The organism is Pseudomonas sp. FR229a, assembly GCF_030209115.1.
GTDB lineage: Bacteria > Pseudomonadota > Gammaproteobacteria > Pseudomonadales > Pseudomonadaceae > Aquipseudomonas > Aquipseudomonas moraviensis_A.
Genome location: NZ_JARVSP010000008.1, coordinates 301,102 through 319,504, shown reverse-complemented (window position 1 = coordinate 319,504; position 18,403 = coordinate 301,102). Strand labels below are relative to the sequence as shown.

The following is an 18,403-nucleotide window of genomic DNA, read 5'->3' as shown; positions in this document are numbered from 1 at the left end:
ATCCCTTTGTGCAACGCCTGCCAAGCGCCGAGAATCGACGCTCTTCTGTTCCCTTTGATATTTGGGTGGTGATGACCATGCGGCATCCTGTGCGTACCGAACTCTGGGCCATTCTGCGGCTGGCGGGGCCGCTGATTGCTTCGCAGTTGGCGCACATGCTGATGGTGCTGACCGACACCCTGATGATGGCGCGCTTGAGTCCAGAAGCGCTGGCCGGTGGCGGCCTCGGTGCGGCCAGCTATTCGTTCGTGTCGATTTTCTGCATCGGCGTGATTGCAGCGGTCGGCACACTGGTGGCGATCCGTCAGGGCGCCGGCGACATCATCGGTGCCGCGCGCCTGACACAGGCCGGACTGTGGCTGGCCTGGCTGATGGCGCTCGGCGCCGGGCTGCTGTTGTGGAACCTCAAACCCGTGTTGCTGCTGTTTGGCCAGACCGAAACCAACGTCAACGCCGCCGGGCAATTCCTCATCGCCCTGCCCTTCGCCCTACCCGGTTATCTGAGCTTCATGGCCCTGCGCGGCTTTACCAGTGCAATTGGTCGGGCGACACCAGTGATGGTGATCAGCCTCGCCGGCACGGTGGCCAACTTCCTGCTCAACTACGCGCTGATCACCGGCATGTTCGGCCTGCCGCACCTGGGTCTGACCGGCATCGGTCTGGTCACGGCGATTGTCGCCAACTGCATGGCATTGGCGCTGGCCTGGCACATTCGCCGGCATCCGGCCTATGACGCTTATCCGTTGCGCGTCGGTCTGTCGCGGCCGAACCGGCAATACCTGAAAGAACTCTGGCGCCTGGGCCTGCCGATTGGCGGCACCTATGCGGTAGAGGTCGGGTTGTTCGCTTTCGCTGCGCTGTGCATGGGCACCATGGGCAGCACGCAAATGGGCGCGCACCAGATCGCTCTGCAGATCGTTTCGGTGGCGTTCATGGTCCCGGCCGGAATGTCCTATGCCATCACCATGCGCGTCGGTCAGCACTATGGCGCCGGGCAACTGGTTGATGCGCGGATGTCCGGCCGTGTCGGCATTGCCTTCGGCGCGGTAGTGATGCTCGGCTTTGCCCTGGTGTTCTGGCTGTGGCCGAACCAGTTGGTCGGCCTGTTCCTCGACCATAACGACCCGGCGTTTGCCGAGGTGATCCGTCTGGCGGTGAGCCTGCTGGCAGTAGCGGCGTGGTTCGAGTTGTTCGACGGCACGCAGACGATTGCCATGGGCTGTATCCGCGGGCTCAAGGATGCCAAGACCACCTTCCTGGTCGGCCTGGCTTGCTATTGGCTGATCGGCGCGCCGGCGGCGTGGTGGATGGCTTTCCACCTCAATTGGGGGCCGACCGGTGTCTGGTGGGGACTGGCGCTGGGGTTGGCGTGCGCGGCAGTGAGCCTGACGCTGGGGTTTGAATGGAAGATGCAGCGGATGATTCGGCGCGAGCCGCAAGCTCAAGGTTTTAACATCCCCCAGGCCGAATGAGGTCCTCTGTAGGAGTGAGCCTGCTCGCGATTGCGGTATATCAGTCAATGCAAATGTTGACTGTTGAAAAGCTATCGCGAGCAGGCTCACTCCTACAGGGGGTGGTGATCAGCCGACGATTTCCAGAGCCGGCTGCTGGCTCGATCCCGACGTCAGGTATTCCACCAGCTCCTCCAGCGGCAACGGCCGGCTGATCAGATAACCCTGCACCTGATCGCAACCGAACCCGCGCAACAAATCCAGCTGCTCCGGCGTCTCGACCCCTTCGGCAACCACTTCCAGGTGCAGGTTGTGCGCGAGGTTGATCATCGCGTGCACCAGTTTGCGGTTCTCTTCGCGCTGCTCCATACCGCCGACAAAACTCTTGTCGATCTTCAGCAAAGTGATCGGCAGGCTGTTGAGGTGTACGAACGAAGAAAAACCGGTGCCGAAATCGTCCAGCGAGAAGCGCACGCCGAGGCGGCCGAGCGCGTCCATGGTCTGCTTGACCAGATCGCTGCGCCGCATCACCGCGGTTTCGGTCAATTCGAACTCCAGCCACTGTGCTTCCACGCCACGCTCGGCAATCAGACGACTGAGCGTCGGCAGCAACTGGCTGTCCTGAAACTGCCGGAACGACAGGTTGATCGCCATGTGCAGCGGCGGCAGTCCCTGCTCGCGCAGAGCCTGCATATCCCGCAGTGCCCGGGCAATCACCCAGTAACCCAGCGGCACGATCAATCCGCTTTGCTCGGCCAGTGGCACGAATTCGCTCGGCGGCAGCAGACCGCGCTCCCCATGGCGCCAGCGCACCAGCGCTTCGAGGCCGACGATCTGGCCATCCTCAAGATTCAGGCGTGGCTGGTAATGCAGCTCCAGCTCGTCGCGGCGCAGGGCTCGGCGCAGTTCGCTTTCGAGGTCAGCCATGCTCCGCGCATTGCGGTTGATGCGCTCGTTGAAGATATGAAAGGTGCAGCCCTGCGTGCTCTTGGCCTGCTGCATGGCGATGTGTGCGTGCCACATCAATGGATCGGCACCGCCGTTGGCGCGGGCGTGGGCGATGCCGAGGCTGGAGCCGATCAGCAGGCTCTCACCGTCGACCCAATAAGGTTCGGCCAACGCCTCGGTAATGCGCTCGGCCATCCACTCGGCGCGTTGCGGCGCGCGGCGGGTGTCGATCAGCAAAGCAAATTCATCACTGCCCAGCCGCGCCAGTTGATCACCGGCCTCCAACTGACTTTTCAGGCGCGCGACGACTTGCAGGATCAGACGATCGCCAGCCTGATGACCAAGAGCATCATTGGCATGGCGGAAGTTATCGAGATCGAGATGGCCAAGGGCGAGGCCGCGACCGTCGCCTTCGGCAAGACGTGCGGTGAGCAGGGTCTGGAAACCCTGGCGATTGGCGATGCCGGTCAGCGGATCCTGTTCGGCGAGGCGCTGCAGGGTGTTTTCCAGCACGCCGCGCTCGCGAACATGGCGCAGACAACGCTGGAGCATGCCGGCGTCGAGGGCGTCGAAGACCAGCCAGTCGCTGACCCCGACCGGCGCGGTGGCCGGTTCATGCTCCAGCAGCAGAACGGTCGGCAGGCTGCAGCGCCCGGGCGCCGGCTGCAATGCCGGCAGGGTCAGCAGCACCGCGTGGCGGTTGTCCTCGAACAGGCGGCTGACCGAATCCCAGTTCGGCGCGCTGATCAGCACCGCCGCGCTCCCCATCGGAGCCAGACACTCACGCAACAACGCTGTCCACGCTGGCTCTTCGGCCAGTAGCAGCAAACGCAAGGGTTCGACAGGCGTAGACAAGCTGACTCCCTAGACTCTGCAATGATGTAGGCGGGGCATTATGCCGGTGTGCTGAACAATGACCAATGCGTTGTCCGATGACAACGGCAGTGAAAGGTTATTTTGTGTCACGAATGAGAACATTAGCCGCAAAATCCCCGCGTATCCTGCGTGAAAGTAACAAAACCGGCAAATCTGAATCGCGTGTTGCGTCACAAGTCGGACAGAGCAGCACAAATCGCTGAGCCTGTTAAAATGCCGGCCCATTTCGTCAACGACTCCCGAATTTTCGTATGTCCCGACTCAATCCCCGGCAGCAAGAAGCCGTGAACTACGTCGGCGGCCCTCTATTGGTGCTCGCCGGTGCTGGCTCCGGCAAGACCAGCGTGATCACGCGCAAGATCGCGCACCTGATCCAGAACTGTGGCATCCGCGCCCAGTACATCGTCGCCATGACCTTTACCAACAAGGCCGCGCGCGAAATGAAAGAGCGGGTCGGCACCCTGTTGCGTGCCGGCGAAGGTCGCGGCCTGACCGTCTGCACCTTCCACAACCTGGGCCTGAACATCATCCGCAAGGAGCATGCGCGGCTGGGCTACAAACCCGGTTTCTCGATCTTCGACGAGACCGACGTCAAAGCCCTGATGACCGACATCATGCAGAAGGAATACGCAGGCGACGACGGCGTCGACGAGATCAAAAACATGATCGGCGCCTGGAAAAACGACCTGATCCTGCCTGCCCAGGCCCTGGAAAACGCGCGCAATCCCAAAGAGCAGACCGCCGCCATCGTCTACACCCACTATCAGCGCACGCTCAAGGCGTTCAACGCGGTGGACTTCGACGACCTGATCCTGCTGCCGGTAAAGCTTTTCGAAGAACACGCCGACATTCTCGAAAAGTGGCAGAACAAGGTGCGTTACCTGCTCGTCGACGAATACCAGGACACCAACGCCAGTCAGTATCTGTTGGTGAAGATGCTCATCGGCAAGCGCAACCAGTTCACCGTGGTGGGCGACGATGACCAGTCGATCTATGCCTGGCGTGGCGCGCGCCCGGAAAACCTGATGCTGCTCAAGGACGACTATCCGTCCTTGAAAGTGGTCATGCTCGAACAGAACTACCGTTCAACCAGCCGCATCCTGCGCTGCGCCAACGTGCTGATCTCGAACAACCCGCACGAATTCGAAAAACAGCTGTGGAGCGAGATGGGCCACGGCGACGAAATCCGCGTGATCCGCTGCCGCAACGAGGACGCCGAAGCCGAGCGCGTGGCCATGGAAATCCTCAGCCTGCATCTGCGCACGGACCGCCCGTACAGCGATTTCGCGATTCTGTATCGCGGTAACTATCAGGCCAAGCTGATCGAGTTGAAGCTGCAACACCACCAGGTGCCGTATCGCCTGAGCGGCGGTAACAGCTTCTTCGGCCGTCAGGAAGTGAAGGACCTGATGGCCTACTTCCGCCTGATCGTAAATCCGGATGACGACAACGCCTTCCTGCGCGTGATCAACGTGCCGCGCCGCGAGATCGGTTCGACCACTCTGGAAAAACTCGGCAACTACGCCACCGAACGTAAGATCTCGATGTACGCTGCCACCGACGAAATCGGTCTCGGCGAACATCTCGACAGCCGCTTCACCGACCGCCTGGCGCGCTTCAAGCGCTTCATGGACAAGGTCCGCGAGCAGTGTGCCGGCGAGGATCCGATTTCGGCGCTGCGCAGCATGGTCATGGACATCGACTACGAGAACTGGCTGCGCACCAACAGCTCCAGCGACAAGGCTGCGGACTACCGCATGGGCAACGTCTGGTTCCTGATCGAGGCGTTGAAAAACACTCTGGAGAAGGACGAAGACGGCGAAATGACCGTCGAGGACGCCATCGGCAAACTGGTGCTGCGCGACATGCTCGAGCGCCAGCAGGAAGAAGAGGACGGTGCCGAAGGTGTGCAGATGATGACGCTGCACGCATCCAAAGGGCTGGAATTTCCCTACGTGTTCATCATGGGCATGGAAGAGGAAATCCTCCCGCACCGCTCCAGTATCGAAGCCGACACCATCGAAGAAGAACGTCGCCTGGCCTATGTAGGCATCACCCGTGCCCGCCAGACCCTGGCGTTCACCTTTGCCGCCAAGCGCAAGCAGTACGGCGAAATCATCGACTGCGCGCCGAGCCGCTTCCTCGATGAACTGCCGCCGGACGATCTGGCCTGGGAAGGCAACGACGACACCCCGACTGAAGTCAAAGCCGTGCGCGGAAATAGCGCATTGGCCGATATACGCGCGATGTTAAAGCGCTAGAATCGACTACTTTTTAATCTACCTTCGGCGCCCATCGCGCCAACAGAGGAAGCTGTTGTGGAAGCACTGCACAAAAAAATCCGCGAAGAAGGCATCGTGCTTTCCGATCAGGTCCTGAAAGTCGACGCCTTTCTGAACCACCAGATCGACCCGGCCCTGATGAAGCTGATCGGTGACGAATTCGCCTCGCTGTTCAAGGACTCGGGGATCACCAAGATCGTCACCATCGAAGCTTCGGGCATCGCCCCAGCGATCATGACCGGTCTGAACCTCGGCGTGCCGGTGATCTTCGCCCGCAAGCAACAGTCGCTGACCCTGACTGAAAACCTGCTCTCGGCGACCGTGTACTCGTTCACCAAAAAGACCGAAAGCACCGTGGCCATCTCCCCGCGCCACCTGACCAGCAGCGACCGCGTGCTGATCATCGACGACTTCCTCGCCAACGGTAAGGCCTCGCAAGCGCTGATCTCGATCATCAAACAGGCCGGCGCCACCGTTGCCGGTCTGGGCATCGTCATCGAGAAGTCGTTCCAGGGCGGCCGCGCCGAACTGGACTCGCAGGGCTACCGCGTCGAGTCGCTGGCCCGGGTGAAATCGCTGAAGGATGGCGTCGTTACCTTCATCGAGTAACCAGCAGCACCGAGTTACCCCTGTGGGAGCGAGCCTGCTCGCGAATGCATTGTGTCAGTCACCCTGTTGAGGGAATGACACATCGCTTTCGCGAGCAGGCTCGCTCCCACAGTGGCTTCTGGGGTGGGCAGTTATTGCGTGGTGGCTTTCAGACCAGTGAGGAGCAGGCGCTGGAAAAGGTCTTCCTTCAACCCCTCCGGATTCGTCAGTTGCATCCGCTCAAGATGTTCCGGGAACGTTGAGGCCTCCGGCGCATCCAGCGCTGCCTTGCCCAATTCCAGAATCTCGCTCAGCTTGAACTTGCTCTTCAGCCAGTTCAGCGCGCGCAACAGATCCCGTTCGATCGCGGTGAAATCACAACCTAGCGGGTACTCCGGAAACAGGTTCGGGTGCCGCGCGGCAATCGCCTGCAAGCGTTGCGGTGTGTTGTCGGCAAACCGTGGATCGATGCGGAAATCCTTCGGCAGCTTGCCGACGTTCTGCGCCTGTTCGATGAGCCCTGGCTGAAAACGTGAGTCGCTGATGTTGAGCAGCGCTTCGATCACTGCCGCGTCGGATTTGCCGCGCAGGTCGGCGATGCCGTACTCGGTGACGACGATGTCGCGCAGATGCCGCGGAATCGTGCAGTGGCCGTATTCCCAGACGATGTTGGAACTGACCTCGCCGGCGGACTCGCGCCAGCTGCGCAGAATCAGAATCGACCGCGCATCGTGCAACGCGTGTCCCTGCGCCACGAAGTTGTACTGCCCGCCGACCCCACTGAGCACCCGCCCGTCTTCCAATTGATCCGCGACACCCGCACCCAGCAACGTCATGTTGAACACGGTGTTGATGAAGCGCGCATCAAGGCGCTGCAGACGTTTGAGTTCTTCCTGCCCATACAGCTCGTTAATGTAGCTGATGCGGGTCATGTTGAATTCAAGCAACCTGCTTTGCGGCAACTCGCGCAGCCGTTCATAGAAGCTGCGCGGGCCGAGGAAGAAACCGCCGTGCACGCAGACGCCGTCAGGTTGTGCCGCTTCGTCGAGGGTGCCGGCGTTGGCCTGTTCCTGCGTCGGCACATCGGGATAGACCTTGCGCCGAACGATCCCGGCATCTGCCAGCACCAGCAGACCGTTGACGAACATCTCGCTGCAACCATAAAGGCCTTTGGCAAAGGGCGCGGTGCCGCCCTCGCGCTGGATCAATTGCGCCCATTGGCTGAGGTTGATGTCATCGAGTAACGCCTGATAGCCGGCGTTATCGGCCTGACGGGCAAGCAGCGCTGCGGTCAACGCGTCACCCATCGAACCGATACCAATCTGCAGCGTTCCGCCGTCGCGCACCAACGTACTGGCGTGCAAGCCAATGAAATGATCCTGGAAGCCCACCGGCATATTCGGCGTGGAAAACAGCGTGCTGCTGTCCTTCTCGTCGATCAGCAGATCGAAGGTGTCGATGTCGACTTCAGCATCGCCGGGCATGTACGGCAGATCCGTATGCACCTGGCCGACCAGCACAATGGTCTCCCCCGCCTCGCGGCGCTTGGCGATCATCGGCAACAGGTCAAGGGTGATGTCCGGGTTGCAACTCAGGCTCAGCCGATCGGGATGTTCGCTGTTGCTGGCGAGCAACTGCGCCACCAGGTTCAGGCCTGCTGCGTTGATGTCGCGGGCGGCATGGCTGTAATTACTGCTGACGTAATCCTGCTGCGCCGGCGCGCTGTTGAGCAGGCTGCCGGGCTGCATGAAGAACTGCTGGATACGGATGTTGGCGGGCAGGCTGTCGCGCTGCAGATCGGCGAGGAAATCGAACTCCGGATAATCACCGAACACCCGCTCGACGAAGGGCTCGATAAAGCGCTTCTGCAACCCGTCGCCAAGATTCGGCCGACCGAGGCACAGCGCGGTGTAGATCGTCAGCTGCCGCTCGGGCAGCTCCTTGATGCGCCGGTACAGCGCGTTGACGAAGTGATTCGGCTTGCCCAGCCCCAGCGGCAGGCCCATGTGGATGTGCGCCGGCAAGCGCCCCAGCACGTCCTCCACCGCCTGTTCGATCGAACACAACTGCACCATCTGAAGCCTCCCGCCCGTTCCGTTGATAGGGGTAGACCGAGATTGACGGGGAATTACTTCCGAGGGAAGGCGATTAAAAAGAAAAAACCGCAAATTTCTCGATAGGCCGAAGCTCAGGCCAGGTTGCGAATACCTACAAAAAATATATAGCAATAACAATGAATTGTCCGCGCTCAATGAATCGCCTCACAAACTTATCAGTATTTTTCCTACATCGACCCGAATTTAATCACGCACTACTACAGGACGCGTCTGAATTGAAGTTATTTCCGTCCTCGTTAGGATTCATAACGTAACACGTCAAAAACTTATGCCATCAAGGCAAACACTAATTTACGTCAAGGCTCAACTATGGAAATCGACTTCTTAGCACTCCGTCGTGCCCGAGCACACGTTTTAAACTCAACGGCACCCATCTCAACTTTGGCAATTCAAGCGTTCAGTAACTTGAGCGCTGCAAGCAGCGGTTCGCGACCGTGTACCAGCTGCTGTTCACAGTGTTGGCAAGGATGCTGCTACGCGACCTACATGTAAATAAAATTTGGGCGGCACTCGAACCGAGTGGCCGCCCTGACTTGTTAAGGATAAAACATTGAAAAATCCTAAAGATTTTTTAAGTGGAACAATGCCATTTAAACGCGGCTACACTACTGACTGCCCGGTCTGGCCCTACCTGTCTTATTACATCTTCCATATCGAAGAACAATTTCCAAAATCGTGTGAAAACGACGAAACATTTAAATCAACTGTTATCAATGGCTTTGTAACCAACCTTGCAGCCAGACTTACTAACGCCGCCAACAATGTCTTAGTAACGGAAAAAATAATATTTGAAAAGACCACCTGCAGCAAAATGGAGACTTCCGCATATTTCAAATTGATTAGTGAAAACAAAAACTACCTCCTCGACATCATTAGCGCCTACCCCGAACTGGATCGAGTTCTGACCAAACTGTCAAAAAATTTTATTGAATTCACGGCACAGTTAATCCTCGCACTTATCGAAGACAGACAAGATATCAACAAAAAATTTAATATATCGACCGATTCCAAACTTTCCTCCGTTGAGGTTTCATCCAGCGAAACTCACAATGGATCTAGAACCGTTTGCATACTTTCTTTTGATTCTATCAAGATAGTTTATAAACCGAGAAATTTGGAACTTGAGGCCGAAGCATCTGATTTACTGCTGCATTTGAGCAATGCTGCTGGAGATGATTACGAAAACTGGAAATTGCCAAGGTATCTTGTAAAAAAAGAACACGGTTGGTCAGAGCATACACCTCAAACACAGGCAGAAAGCGAAGCCGAAGTTTCATCTTATTTTAAAAGAGCTGGATTTCTTTTGGGGTACTGTACCACCTTTATGGCCGCCGATATTACCTCTGACAATTTGATTGCACATGGCCCAAGCCCTATTCCAATCGATCTCGAAACTATTTTCTACAGCACTCTTAATATTGAAACCATTCCAAAAGAAGTACGCTGGAATGTCACCCAAACAAGCATACTTCCAAATTGGACTTGGAAAGGCACAGACGGTATAGGTGTAGACCTGAGCGCATTAGGTGGACTATCGGAGCAATATGTCAGCTTAAATCTGTATCAACATTTGGAAGACGAGTGTGGACAGAGCCAGTTTGGCATGGACGGAGTGAAAATATTTCCGAACCAAAACGTTTTGCATATCAATGGAAAAGCGGCAAAGCCGTGGGACTACGAAAAAGAAATCATTGAAGGTTTGAACAAATTATTTTCCCTTGTGAATAGTAGTCAGGCTTCAATCCTCAAAATTATTGAATCACTCCGAGGAAGAAGAAATAGGTATATCCCGAGGCCGACTGCCACATATCATTACGCTATCCAATGCTCCTTGCATGCGACCTTGATGCGGTGCACTAAAAAACGTACGGCCTTTTTGGAGAACATTCTTAATAATGACACCGCCCCTGCCATAGGTTTTCTCAACGCCGAGATCGCCGCTTGCCTGGATTTAGACGTACCTTTTGCTCAAGGACTGACTGGGGCCCTTGAATTCTTTGAACCAAGATACGACGGCTCTGGGTACCTAGATAGCAATGATTATATAAATGGAATAGATAACAGCCTACAATACGTCCAAACCATGAGCAAAAATAGAGTTGCATTTGAAGAAAAATTGATTGCGAATACTTTATTAGCAATGAAAAATATGTATGAGCATGGAGATAAACTGACGGACCACACATTCAGACAACACGACGACCTGAACGACCCTCGTTATTCAAATGTAGATGAGATCCTTAACAAACTCAGGTCATCATCAGAGATCAATGCGAAGTTGATCAACGAAATGTTAGGCAGTGAAATTTCTACCAATGGACTTTGGCTAGGATTTCATTCATCACCTGGCGGCTATATGGAGTTCTCAGAGTTGGGGGACGATTTCTACTATGGACTGTCCGGCATTCTCTACGGCTGCGTGGTCGCTACAAGCCGCAGCAGCGCAATAGATAAAAACTTGGTAAGCGAACTGCTAAATGCTTGTTACAGCAGAGTAATCCAAAAACTTTCGAACAAAGGTACGCATTTAGGTGGATTTCACTTCGGTTTATCTTCTGCAATTATACCGCTATTGATAAGCCTAGACTATTTTGATGACGAAAGAGAAAACGAACTACTACAACTCTACAAGAGATATGTTGAAGAGGTACTCATTGAGCCTTGGTGGCAAAAATACTTTTGGGGCTCGGACTTTCTATCAGGTATGTTCGGAACTTTAAACGTACTAACTCATCTCTTCAGCCTCACGAAAGACAAACACTTCTCTGATTTAGCGAAATCCTTATACGACAAATTAGAAACAGAACTCACGCCTATAGCCGGCCGCAAACTAGCGACATTTGATAATGCAGTCACCACGAGAAGCGATGCTTTATTGAGTGGATTGTCCCATGGCATTATGGGGTGTGCATATTCGTTATTCTATTTTAACGATCTGATTGCACAAGACGATTCAGTCAATAATTTATTCTTAGGATTTCTATCTTGGGAGCTCGACCAATATGATGAAACCATCGAAAATTGGCATGACTACAGAAAACGTTCAGCATCAAGTGCAGGCGAGTTTTCATGGAGTCATGGCTTACCAGGAAACTACTTGGCAATAGATTATTTCGCCCAAAACGGGGTACCACTGGCAATTGAGTTCTTGGAGAAGCGCCCACCCAAAACTGTATTTTCTTACTGTGATTTAGAAAAAAGAAAGCGCCCTATTAACGATTCTTTATGTCATGGCGCTTATGGAATTCTAAATATCATTAAAAAGCTTTCACCAGAATCGCTCAATGACCCAAAAATGTTTCTATGGTCCAACGTCATCAATCTCAGCGAACAGAGCAGTCGTGAACTTAGAACAAAGACTGCTGATCCTTTAGGTTTGTGGATCGGACGAGTGGGATCGTTAATCGGAGCAATAGGGCTAATCGAACATGATTATGAATTTCCATTCCTTCCCCACCAGATGGAATTCTTAAATTCATGAAAAATAATCTAATACTATGCTGCTTTGGTGTAGGCATTGCGACTCTAACAAGCGCATCACCCTATTTGATTGGCAACTCAATCAATCTGTTTTTGGGAGGCGACAGCTTGTACTTATACACCCTCGCCGGCGCTGCGTTCTTTCTTATCGCCACTCCCCCATTCAAGCTGGCAGCCAACATTTATCTACAAAAAACCGCGTCCAAAACAAGATTTATTCTGAAGAAGGCAATTCTGAATCACCTACTTGGCGGAAGCTTCGGGCATACGCAAAAACCAGGCCAGTGGATCGAACTGGTTGATGGCGACGTCGATGGTTCGATGTATCTGTATCACTCGCTATATTTTGATATTTCGTTGAACTGCAGCATCATTTCCGTTGCGCTTTTCATAACCGCCTTCTACCACCCGCTTTTGGCGCTCGCGCCACTTAGCGGTCTCCTCTATGCTTTAGTTGTATATCTTGCTACTCGAAGAGCCAGTAGGTCCTTATATAATGAGTACGTACAGCATAACACCGTAACAATCGGTGCTATCTGTGAGCATTTATATAATGCAAAACCTTATACAAGCAGGGCCAAGCTAGATATAAAAAACATCGAACGCCTCGCTTTTCGCTCAAGCCTCAAAGCATCGACTTTCGAATCAATTTCATGCTCATGTTATCCGGTGGCGATAGTGGTTCTATTATTAGTTTCGGCCAATCTGCTAAGCGCCGGAAATTTCAATATAGGTGCCATTTTTGCCTCAGCCATCTATCTTGAGCGTGTGCTGAGTCCTGCGACGTCGCTGATATCCATCTACTACTCAAGCAGAGAGGCATCTTACAGACGTAGTCGGATTCGCGGCTATGGACTACAGCACGAGAGGCATTGATCCATGCTTATATGCCTGCAAAAAAATCTGACGGTTTTTGTTCTTTCGGTGATTTGCCTCACGTTAGCAGCCGCATGTCAATTGTTGATACCATCAGTCGTCGCCAAAAGCCTGACGGCTCTCACCACCGGTGCGATTAGCACTGAGGCTTATTTCGTCCTTATCGCTATTTTTTTAACCAAGCTTTCAACGCAGACTCTGGGCAACTCCTTCGCGACGCTCATGGAAGCGAGATCTCGTTTTGTGCTTATCAGTTTCATTGTGCATGATGAGCGGCCCTCTCCATTATGTTCTCGGGTGACAATGATTAAAGAAGATGCTGAGAAAATTGCTTCGGTCATTCATGACGCAATTCATCTCATCGGCTCTTGCATTTTGACATTGTCCGCTGCCTTTATTCTGCTTAGGGAAAACATCTACTTCTTCCTGCCCATCGCTTCAACTATTGTATTGACTTGTGTGCAATTGAGATTTGCCAAACCTGTAATCCAGCGGCTATATGCAGCAGAAATGTCGAAGGAAGATTTGTACAAGGAATCGCTTATTAACGCGTTTAAAATTTCCAGCGACGGCGAGCAAAGTAAAATGCAACTCATCAGAAGCTTTGGATATTTAAAGGGCACAGTACGAGCACGCTACAAATATCAGAAAGCAAGCGCGATCCAATCCTTCTGGCCGGAAATGGCCATCTCGACCGGGACGGTCTCGGTCATTTTTTTCAGCGCCGCTGCCACCCCGGAATTATTTGGCGAGCGTCTTATTGCCTGTCTCGGTTATATCGGAATCTTTACCATGGCCAGCACGAGCTCGATAAGACTCGGGATAGCGATGATCGGCGTGAAGGTTTCAATCGACAGAATCTTCAGAGGGCATCAATATGAATGATCTGTTTATCCAACAAATACGCCTGAAGCCAGACCTTACGGCGGCTGACCTCCTGCATGACCTCTTTCCGCTTGAATTCAGCAGCTCAATAACTGTGTTTATCGGAGAAAATGGCTCTGGAAAATCCACTTTACTTGAAGCTATTGCCATCAAGTTGGGTTGCAATCCAGAAGGCGGTGGCAGAAATTTCAATTTCTCGACCGAGAACACCCATTCGAAACTGCATGAAACCCTGACGCTCTCAAAAGGCTACCGAAGGGAGAAGGACGTTTTTTTCTACAGAGCAGAAACCTTCTACAACTTGAGCACTACGATTCGCAAGCTCGATGCAGAGCCGAGCTTTGATCCTGAAATCAAGACCTATTACGGTGGCGTGGATTTGCATTGCATGTCGCACGGTGAAGCAATGGAGGCGCTCTTCCACCACCGATTCAAAGCCCAGGGACTGTATGTGCTCGACGAGCCGGAAGCATCGTTATCCCCGTTGAGGCAATTGGTGTTTATCGACCGGATAATGGAGCTGTCGCGCGGCGGCGCGCAATTCATCATCGCGACTCACTCTCCCCTCATCATGTCGATCCCGGGCTGTGATCTGAGGCAGATATCCGCAGGGCGTTGCGAGCAAATAGCTGTCGAAGATACTGATGCTTATGCCGTCTACAAAGCCGTGCTCAATTCTGCCGGCGCCTACATCACGAAAAACATGCAGTGACATTGCAGGCACAAAAAAACCGTCCGAAGACGGTTTTTCGTTGAGAGCGTCGCTTACAGACCGGACATCTCTTTGATCGCACCTTTGAGCTCTTCATCGGAGCAATCGGCGCAGGTGCCTTTTGGCGGCATGGCGTTGATGCCGGTGATGGCTTTGGCAAGGATGCCGTCCAAACCACCCTGATGATCGGCCCGCTCCTTCCAGGCTGCCTTGTCGCCGATCTTCGGCGCGCCGAGCAGGCCCGTGCCGTGGCAAGCGTTGCAATGCTTGGCGATCACGTCTTTAGGTGCCTTCGCCCCGCTTCCGCCGCCTGCGGTCGCAGCCACTTCCATACCCTTGCATTCCTGCCCTTGAACACACACCTGGCCGACGGGCTCGATGCGTTTGGCGATGTCGTCATTCGTCGCAGCTTGAGCGCTGACAGCCCAGAGGGCCAGTACGGTTGCTGGTGCAGCCAGCATTTTCATAATTAGGTTCACGCGTTCACCCTCAATGGTGGCTATTCACGCCTGCGGCCACGGTTCGCAGGCGGCGCAAGTATAGCGGCTAGGCCGCTGTACTGAAACAACCCCATGGTTAGAGGGGTCTTGTTGCGCATCGGTAGAACGGTCCGGGTGCCTTCGCCGTAATGGTCTGGCGCCTCTTGCTTAGAAATTCGCCGGCGTCGCTGCGCTGATTAGTCGCGCCGGTACGTCGAACGGATTACGGAAACGATGCGGCTTGGTACTTTCAAAATAGTAGCTGTCGCCAGCTTCGAGGATAAAAGTTTCCAGACCCACCACCAGCTCCAGGCGACCTTCCACCAGAATCCCGGTTTCCTCACCTTCATGGGTGAGCATTTCTTCGCCAGTGTCGGCGCCCGGCGGGTAGATTTCGTTGAGGAAGGCGATGGCGCGGCTGGGGTGGGCGCGGCCGACCAGTTTCATGGTCACGGCGCCGTCGGAGATGTCGATCAGCTCGTTGGCCTTGTAGACGATCTGGGTCGGTTGGTCCTGCAGGATCTCTTCGGAAAAGAACTCGACCATGGACATGGGAATGCCGCCGAGCACCTTTCTCAGCGAACTGATCGAAGGACTGACACTGTTCTTTTCGATCATCGAAATGGTGCTGTTGGTGACGCCCGCGCGTTTGGCGAGTTCACGCTGGGAAAGCCCTTTGAGCTTGCGGATCGATTGCAGTCGTTCACCGACGTCCAAGGCGGGAGCCTCCTGATGTTGTAAGAATATTGAGCGTTATCATGGCGACAGCGTTCAGTATTTACAACACTTGGCCCCCGTAGCGGCGTCAACCCTCGGAATAGAGCCTCGGCACCCGACGCAGGTTGCAGAATATCTGGTAAGGGATGGTGTCGGCCCACTTCGCCACCTCGCTGGCAAGGATGTTCTTGCCCCACAACTCGACGTCGGAACCGAGGCCCGCTTCCGGCACATCGGTCAGGTCGATGCAGAGCATGTCCATCGACACGCGCCCCAGCAGGCGGCTGCGTTTGCCGGCCACCAGCACCGGCGTGCCGGTCGGCGCCTGACGCGGGTAGCCGTCAGCGTAACCCATGGCGACCACGCCGATGCGCATGGGTTTGTCGGTGATGAACCTGGCGCCATAGCCAATCGGTTCGCCGGCCGGCAGTTCACGCACGCTGATGACTTTCGATGCGAGGGTCATCACCGGTTGCAGGCGCTCGGCCACTGCGTTGGCTTCTTCGAACGGGGTCGCGCCGTAGAGCATGATGCCCGGGCGTACCCAATCGCTTTTGATTTCTGGCCAGCCGAGCACGGCTGGCGAGTTGCGCAGGCTGACTTCCGCCGCCAAACCCTGACGCGCCGCTTCGAACACTGCCACCTGCTCGGCACTGCTCTGCGCGTGCAATTCATCGGCGCGGGCGAAGTGGCTCATCAGCACGATTTTCGCCACTTTGCCGCTGGCCAGCAGACGCTGGTACGCCGCTGGGTAATCTTTCGGATGCAGGCCGACCCGGTGCATGCCGGAGTCGAGCTTGAGCCACACCGTGATGGGTTTGCTCAGCGCCGCCTGCTCGATCGCTTCGAGCTGCCACAGCGAATGCACCACGCACCAGAAATCATGCTCGACGATCAACGCCAGCTCGTCTGCTTCGAAGAAGCCTTCCAGCAGCAGTACCGGCGCGCGAATCCCGGCAGCGCGCAACTCCAGTGCCTCTTCGATGCAGGCCACGGCAAAACCGTCCGCCTCGGCTGCCAGTGCCTGGGCGCAACGCACCGCGCCATGGCCGTAGGCGTCCGCCTTGATCACCGCAAGCGCTTTGGCGCCAGTGACTTCCCGGGCAATTCGGTAGTTGTGACGCAGGGCTTGAAGATCGATCAGGGCACGGGCAGGACGCATGGCGGCAGACTTCTGGGCGGTCATGGAAAGAAAAACCGGCGCTGACTGACGGCGTAAACCGCCAACAGCGCCGGGAGAGGGATCTCGGAAACGTTATGGCAGCGCGGCGACGATGGAGATCTCCACCAGAATGCTCGGCTTGGCCATCTTCGCTTCGACGGTGGCGCGGGCGGGCGCTGCGCCTTTCGGCAGCCACTGGTCCCACACTGCGTTCATGCCGGCAAAGTGGGCGTCGATGTCGTTCAGGTAGATCGTCGCCGACAACAGATGCTGCTTGTCCGTCCCGGCCAGATCGAGCAGGCGCTCGATGTTGGCGAGCACGTCGCGGGTCTGCTGTTCAATTCCGGCGTCGAAGTCGTCGCCGACCTGCCCGGCCAGATACACGATGCCGTTGTGGCTGACGATCTGACTCATGCGCTCATTGGTGAGCTGGCGCTGGATTGACATGTTTTGCGGACTCCTGGGTCTGGTTGCCGTAACGGGAAATATCGAGGCCTTCGGCGCTGATCTGGGGCTTTTTCTTCGCCATCAGGTCGGCGAGCAAACGGCCGGAACCGCAAGCCATGGTCCAGCCGAGCGTACCGTGACCGGTGTTGAGGAACAGATTCTTGAATGGCGTAGCACCAACGATCGGCGTGCCGTCCGGCGTGGTCGGGCGCAGGCCGGTCCAGAAACTCGCCTCGGCCAGATTGCCGCCCTGAGGATAAAGGTCGTTGACGATCATCTCCAGGGTTTCGCGTCGACGCGGGTTGAGCGACAGGTCGAAACCGGCGATCTCGGCCATGCCACCGACGCGGATGCGGTTGTCGAAACGGGTGATCGCGACCTTGTAGGTCTCGTCGAGAATGGTTGAAGTCGGCGCCATCGCCGGATCGGTGATCGGCACGGTCAGCGAGTAGCCCTTGAGCGGATACACCGGAGCCTTGATGCCCAGCGGCTTGAGCAGTTGCGGCGAGTAGCTGCCGAGTGCCAGCACGTAGCGGTCGGCGGTTTCCAGCTTGCCGTCGATCCACACGCCGTTGATGCGATCACCGGCGTAGTCGAGCTTCTGGATGTCCTGGCCGAAACGGAATTCCACGCCGAGCTTGCGCGCCATTTCGGCGAGACGGGTGGTGAAGATCTGGCAGTCGCCGGTCTGGTCGTTGGGCAAACGCAGCGCGCCGGCGAGAATGTCGGTCACGCCTGCCAGAGCCGGCTCGACGCGGGCAATGCCGGCGCGATCGAGGACCTCAAACGGCACGCCGGATTCTTTCAGCACGGCGATGTCCTTGGCGGCGTTATCCAGCTGCGCCTGAGTCCGGAACAACTGGGTAGTGCCGAGGCTGCGACCTTCGTATGCAATGCCGGTTTCGGCGCGCAACTCATCGAGGCAGTCACGGCTGTACTCGGACAGACGCACCATGCGCTCCTTGTTCACCGCGTAACGGCTGGCGGTGCAGTTGCGCAGCATTTGCGCCATCCACAGGTACTGATCGATGTCGGCGGTGGCCTTGATCGCCAATGGCGCGTGGCGCTGAAGCAGCCACTTGATCGCCTTGAGCGGCACGCCCGGCGCAGCCCACGGCGAGGCGTAACCCGGAGAGACCTGGCCGGCGTTGGCGAAACTGGTTTCCATGGCCGCAGCAGGCTGCCGGTCCACCACCACCACTTCGAACCCGGCGCGGGCCAGATAGTAAGCACTGGCGGTACCGATAACGCCGCTACCCAAGACCATGACGCGCATTTTCAATCCCTCATCGCGGCTTTTCGCCGAACTGTTTGTTAGAGCAATGATGAGCGCAGTGTAAAAAAGAAATGCCAGTGCTTTTCACTATATAAGCGCCTATATTT

At 55.7% G+C, this 18,403-nt stretch carries 14 protein-coding genes; 7 read left to right on the top strand and 7 right to left on the bottom strand.

Annotation, left to right across the window (positions count from 1 at the left end; translation table 11 throughout):
• The first annotated feature begins 77 nt into the window (after nt 1-77).
• Nucleotides 78-1,472 (top strand): NorM family multidrug efflux MATE transporter, encoded by a 1,395-nt coding sequence (locus QRN33_RS08045; protein WP_064364760.1) that lies wholly within the window; start codon nt 78-80, stop codon nt 1,470-1,472.
• A gap of 108 nt (nt 1,473-1,580) precedes the next feature.
• Here the strand turns inward: QRN33_RS08045 and QRN33_RS08040 are convergent, their stop codons facing one another.
• Nucleotides 1,581-3,254 (bottom strand): putative bifunctional diguanylate cyclase/phosphodiesterase, encoded by a 1,674-nt coding sequence (locus tag QRN33_RS08040; RefSeq protein ID WP_042607124.1) that lies wholly within the window; start codon nt 3,252-3,254, stop codon nt 1,581-1,583.
• A gap of 272 nt (nt 3,255-3,526) precedes the next feature.
• Here QRN33_RS08040 and rep point away from each other — a divergent pair, with 272 nt between their 5' ends.
• Entirely contained in the window at nt 3,527-5,536 is a 2,010-nt protein-coding gene (rep, locus tag QRN33_RS08035) for a DNA helicase Rep (RefSeq protein WP_016772574.1), read from the top strand.
• A gap of 57 nt (nt 5,537-5,593) precedes the next feature.
• Nucleotides 5,594-6,166 carry a xanthine phosphoribosyltransferase gene (locus QRN33_RS08030; RefSeq protein WP_281925804.1) on the top strand — a complete coding sequence of 191 codons (573 nt, stop codon included), beginning with the start codon at nt 5,594-5,596 and terminating at the stop codon, nt 6,164-6,166.
• Between the two features lie 131 nt (nt 6,167-6,297).
• On the opposite strand, the gene QRN33_RS08025 is transcribed toward QRN33_RS08030, so the two are convergent.
• Nucleotides 6,298-8,220, bottom strand: coding sequence for an acetyl-CoA hydrolase/transferase C-terminal domain-containing protein (locus QRN33_RS08025; protein WP_285407925.1), 1,923 nt, complete (start codon nt 8,218-8,220; stop codon nt 6,298-6,300).
• Between the two features lie 592 nt (nt 8,221-8,812).
• Here QRN33_RS08025 and lanM point away from each other — a divergent pair.
• From lanM to QRN33_RS08005, 4 genes are read left to right on the top strand one after another with little or no spacing between them, the layout of a single operon-like run.
• On the top strand, nt 8,813-11,743 hold the full coding sequence (gene lanM, locus QRN33_RS08020; RefSeq protein ID WP_285407923.1) for a type 2 lanthipeptide synthetase LanM: 2,931 nt from the start codon (nt 8,813-8,815) through the stop codon (nt 11,741-11,743).
• Nucleotides 11,740-12,618 (top strand): 6TM ABC transporter family protein, encoded by an 879-nt coding sequence (locus QRN33_RS08015; protein ID WP_285407922.1) that lies wholly within the window; start codon nt 11,740-11,742, stop codon nt 12,616-12,618. The genes lanM and QRN33_RS08015 overlap by 4 nt, the downstream gene beginning before the upstream one ends.
• Before the next feature lie 3 nt (nt 12,619-12,621).
• Nucleotides 12,622-13,503 (top strand): ABC transporter ATP-binding protein, encoded by an 882-nt coding sequence (locus QRN33_RS08010; RefSeq protein ID WP_285407920.1) that lies wholly within the window; start codon nt 12,622-12,624, stop codon nt 13,501-13,503.
• On the top strand, nt 13,496-14,215 hold the full coding sequence (locus tag QRN33_RS08005) for an AAA family ATPase (protein WP_082367948.1): 720 nt from the start codon (nt 13,496-13,498) through the stop codon (nt 14,213-14,215). Before QRN33_RS08010 ends, QRN33_RS08005 begins: the two co-directional genes overlap by 8 nt.
• Nucleotides 14,216-14,268: 53 nt before the next feature.
• On the opposite strand, the gene QRN33_RS08000 is transcribed toward QRN33_RS08005, so the two are convergent.
• The 5 genes from QRN33_RS08000 to dadA all read right to left on the bottom strand — a co-directional run bounded on the left by QRN33_RS08000 (nt 14,269) and on the right by dadA (nt 18,296).
• Complete coding sequence (locus QRN33_RS08000; RefSeq protein WP_285407917.1) at nt 14,269-14,682, bottom strand: c-type cytochrome; 414 nt, start codon at nt 14,680-14,682, stop codon at nt 14,269-14,271.
• Nucleotides 14,683-14,862: 180 nt separating this feature from the next.
• Entirely contained in the window at nt 14,863-15,411 is a 549-nt protein-coding gene (locus QRN33_RS07995) for a cupin domain-containing protein (protein ID WP_016772566.1), read from the bottom strand.
• 88 nt (nt 15,412-15,499) lie between these two features.
• On the bottom strand, nt 15,500-16,573 hold the full coding sequence (alr, locus tag QRN33_RS07990; protein ID WP_042607131.1) for an alanine racemase: 1,074 nt from the start codon (nt 16,571-16,573) through the stop codon (nt 15,500-15,502).
• A 93-nt stretch (nt 16,574-16,666) separates the two neighbouring features.
• Entirely contained in the window at nt 16,667-17,020 is a 354-nt protein-coding gene (locus QRN33_RS07985) for a RidA family protein (RefSeq protein ID WP_042607132.1), read from the bottom strand.
• On the bottom strand, nt 16,992-18,296 hold the full coding sequence (gene dadA, locus QRN33_RS07980; protein WP_039757381.1) for a D-amino acid dehydrogenase: 1,305 nt from the start codon (nt 18,294-18,296) through the stop codon (nt 16,992-16,994). Before dadA ends, QRN33_RS07985 begins: the two co-directional genes overlap by 29 nt.
• Nucleotides 18,297-18,403: the final 107 nt, after the last annotated feature.

Excerpts from the sequence above, each read along its gene's own strand:
- QRN33_RS08045 (WP_064364760.1), top strand. The coding sequence starts at position 78 with ATGCGGCATCCTGTGCGTACCGAACTCTGGGCCATTCTGCGGCTGGCG.
- rep (WP_016772574.1), top strand. The coding sequence starts at position 3,527 with ATGTCCCGACTCAATCCCCGGCAGCAAGAAGCCGTGAACTACGTCGGC.
- QRN33_RS08025 (WP_285407925.1), bottom strand. The coding sequence starts at position 8,220 with ATGGTGCAGTTGTGTTCGATCGAACAGGCGGTGGAGGACGTGCTGGGG.
- QRN33_RS08015 (WP_285407922.1), top strand. The coding sequence starts at position 11,740 with ATGAAAAATAATCTAATACTATGCTGCTTTGGTGTAGGCATTGCGACT.
- QRN33_RS08010 (WP_285407920.1), top strand. The coding sequence starts at position 12,622 with ATGCTTATATGCCTGCAAAAAAATCTGACGGTTTTTGTTCTTTCGGTG.
- QRN33_RS08005 (WP_082367948.1), top strand. The coding sequence starts at position 13,496 with ATGAATGATCTGTTTATCCAACAAATACGCCTGAAGCCAGACCTTACG.
- QRN33_RS08000 (WP_285407917.1), bottom strand. The coding sequence starts at position 14,682 with ATGAAAATGCTGGCTGCACCAGCAACCGTACTGGCCCTCTGGGCTGTC.
- alr (WP_042607131.1), bottom strand. The coding sequence starts at position 16,573 with ATGCGTCCTGCCCGTGCCCTGATCGATCTTCAAGCCCTGCGTCACAAC.
- QRN33_RS07985 (WP_042607132.1), bottom strand. The coding sequence starts at position 17,020 with ATGTCAATCCAGCGCCAGCTCACCAATGAGCGCATGAGTCAGATCGTC.
- dadA (WP_039757381.1), bottom strand. The coding sequence starts at position 18,296 with ATGCGCGTCATGGTCTTGGGTAGCGGCGTTATCGGTACCGCCAGTGCT.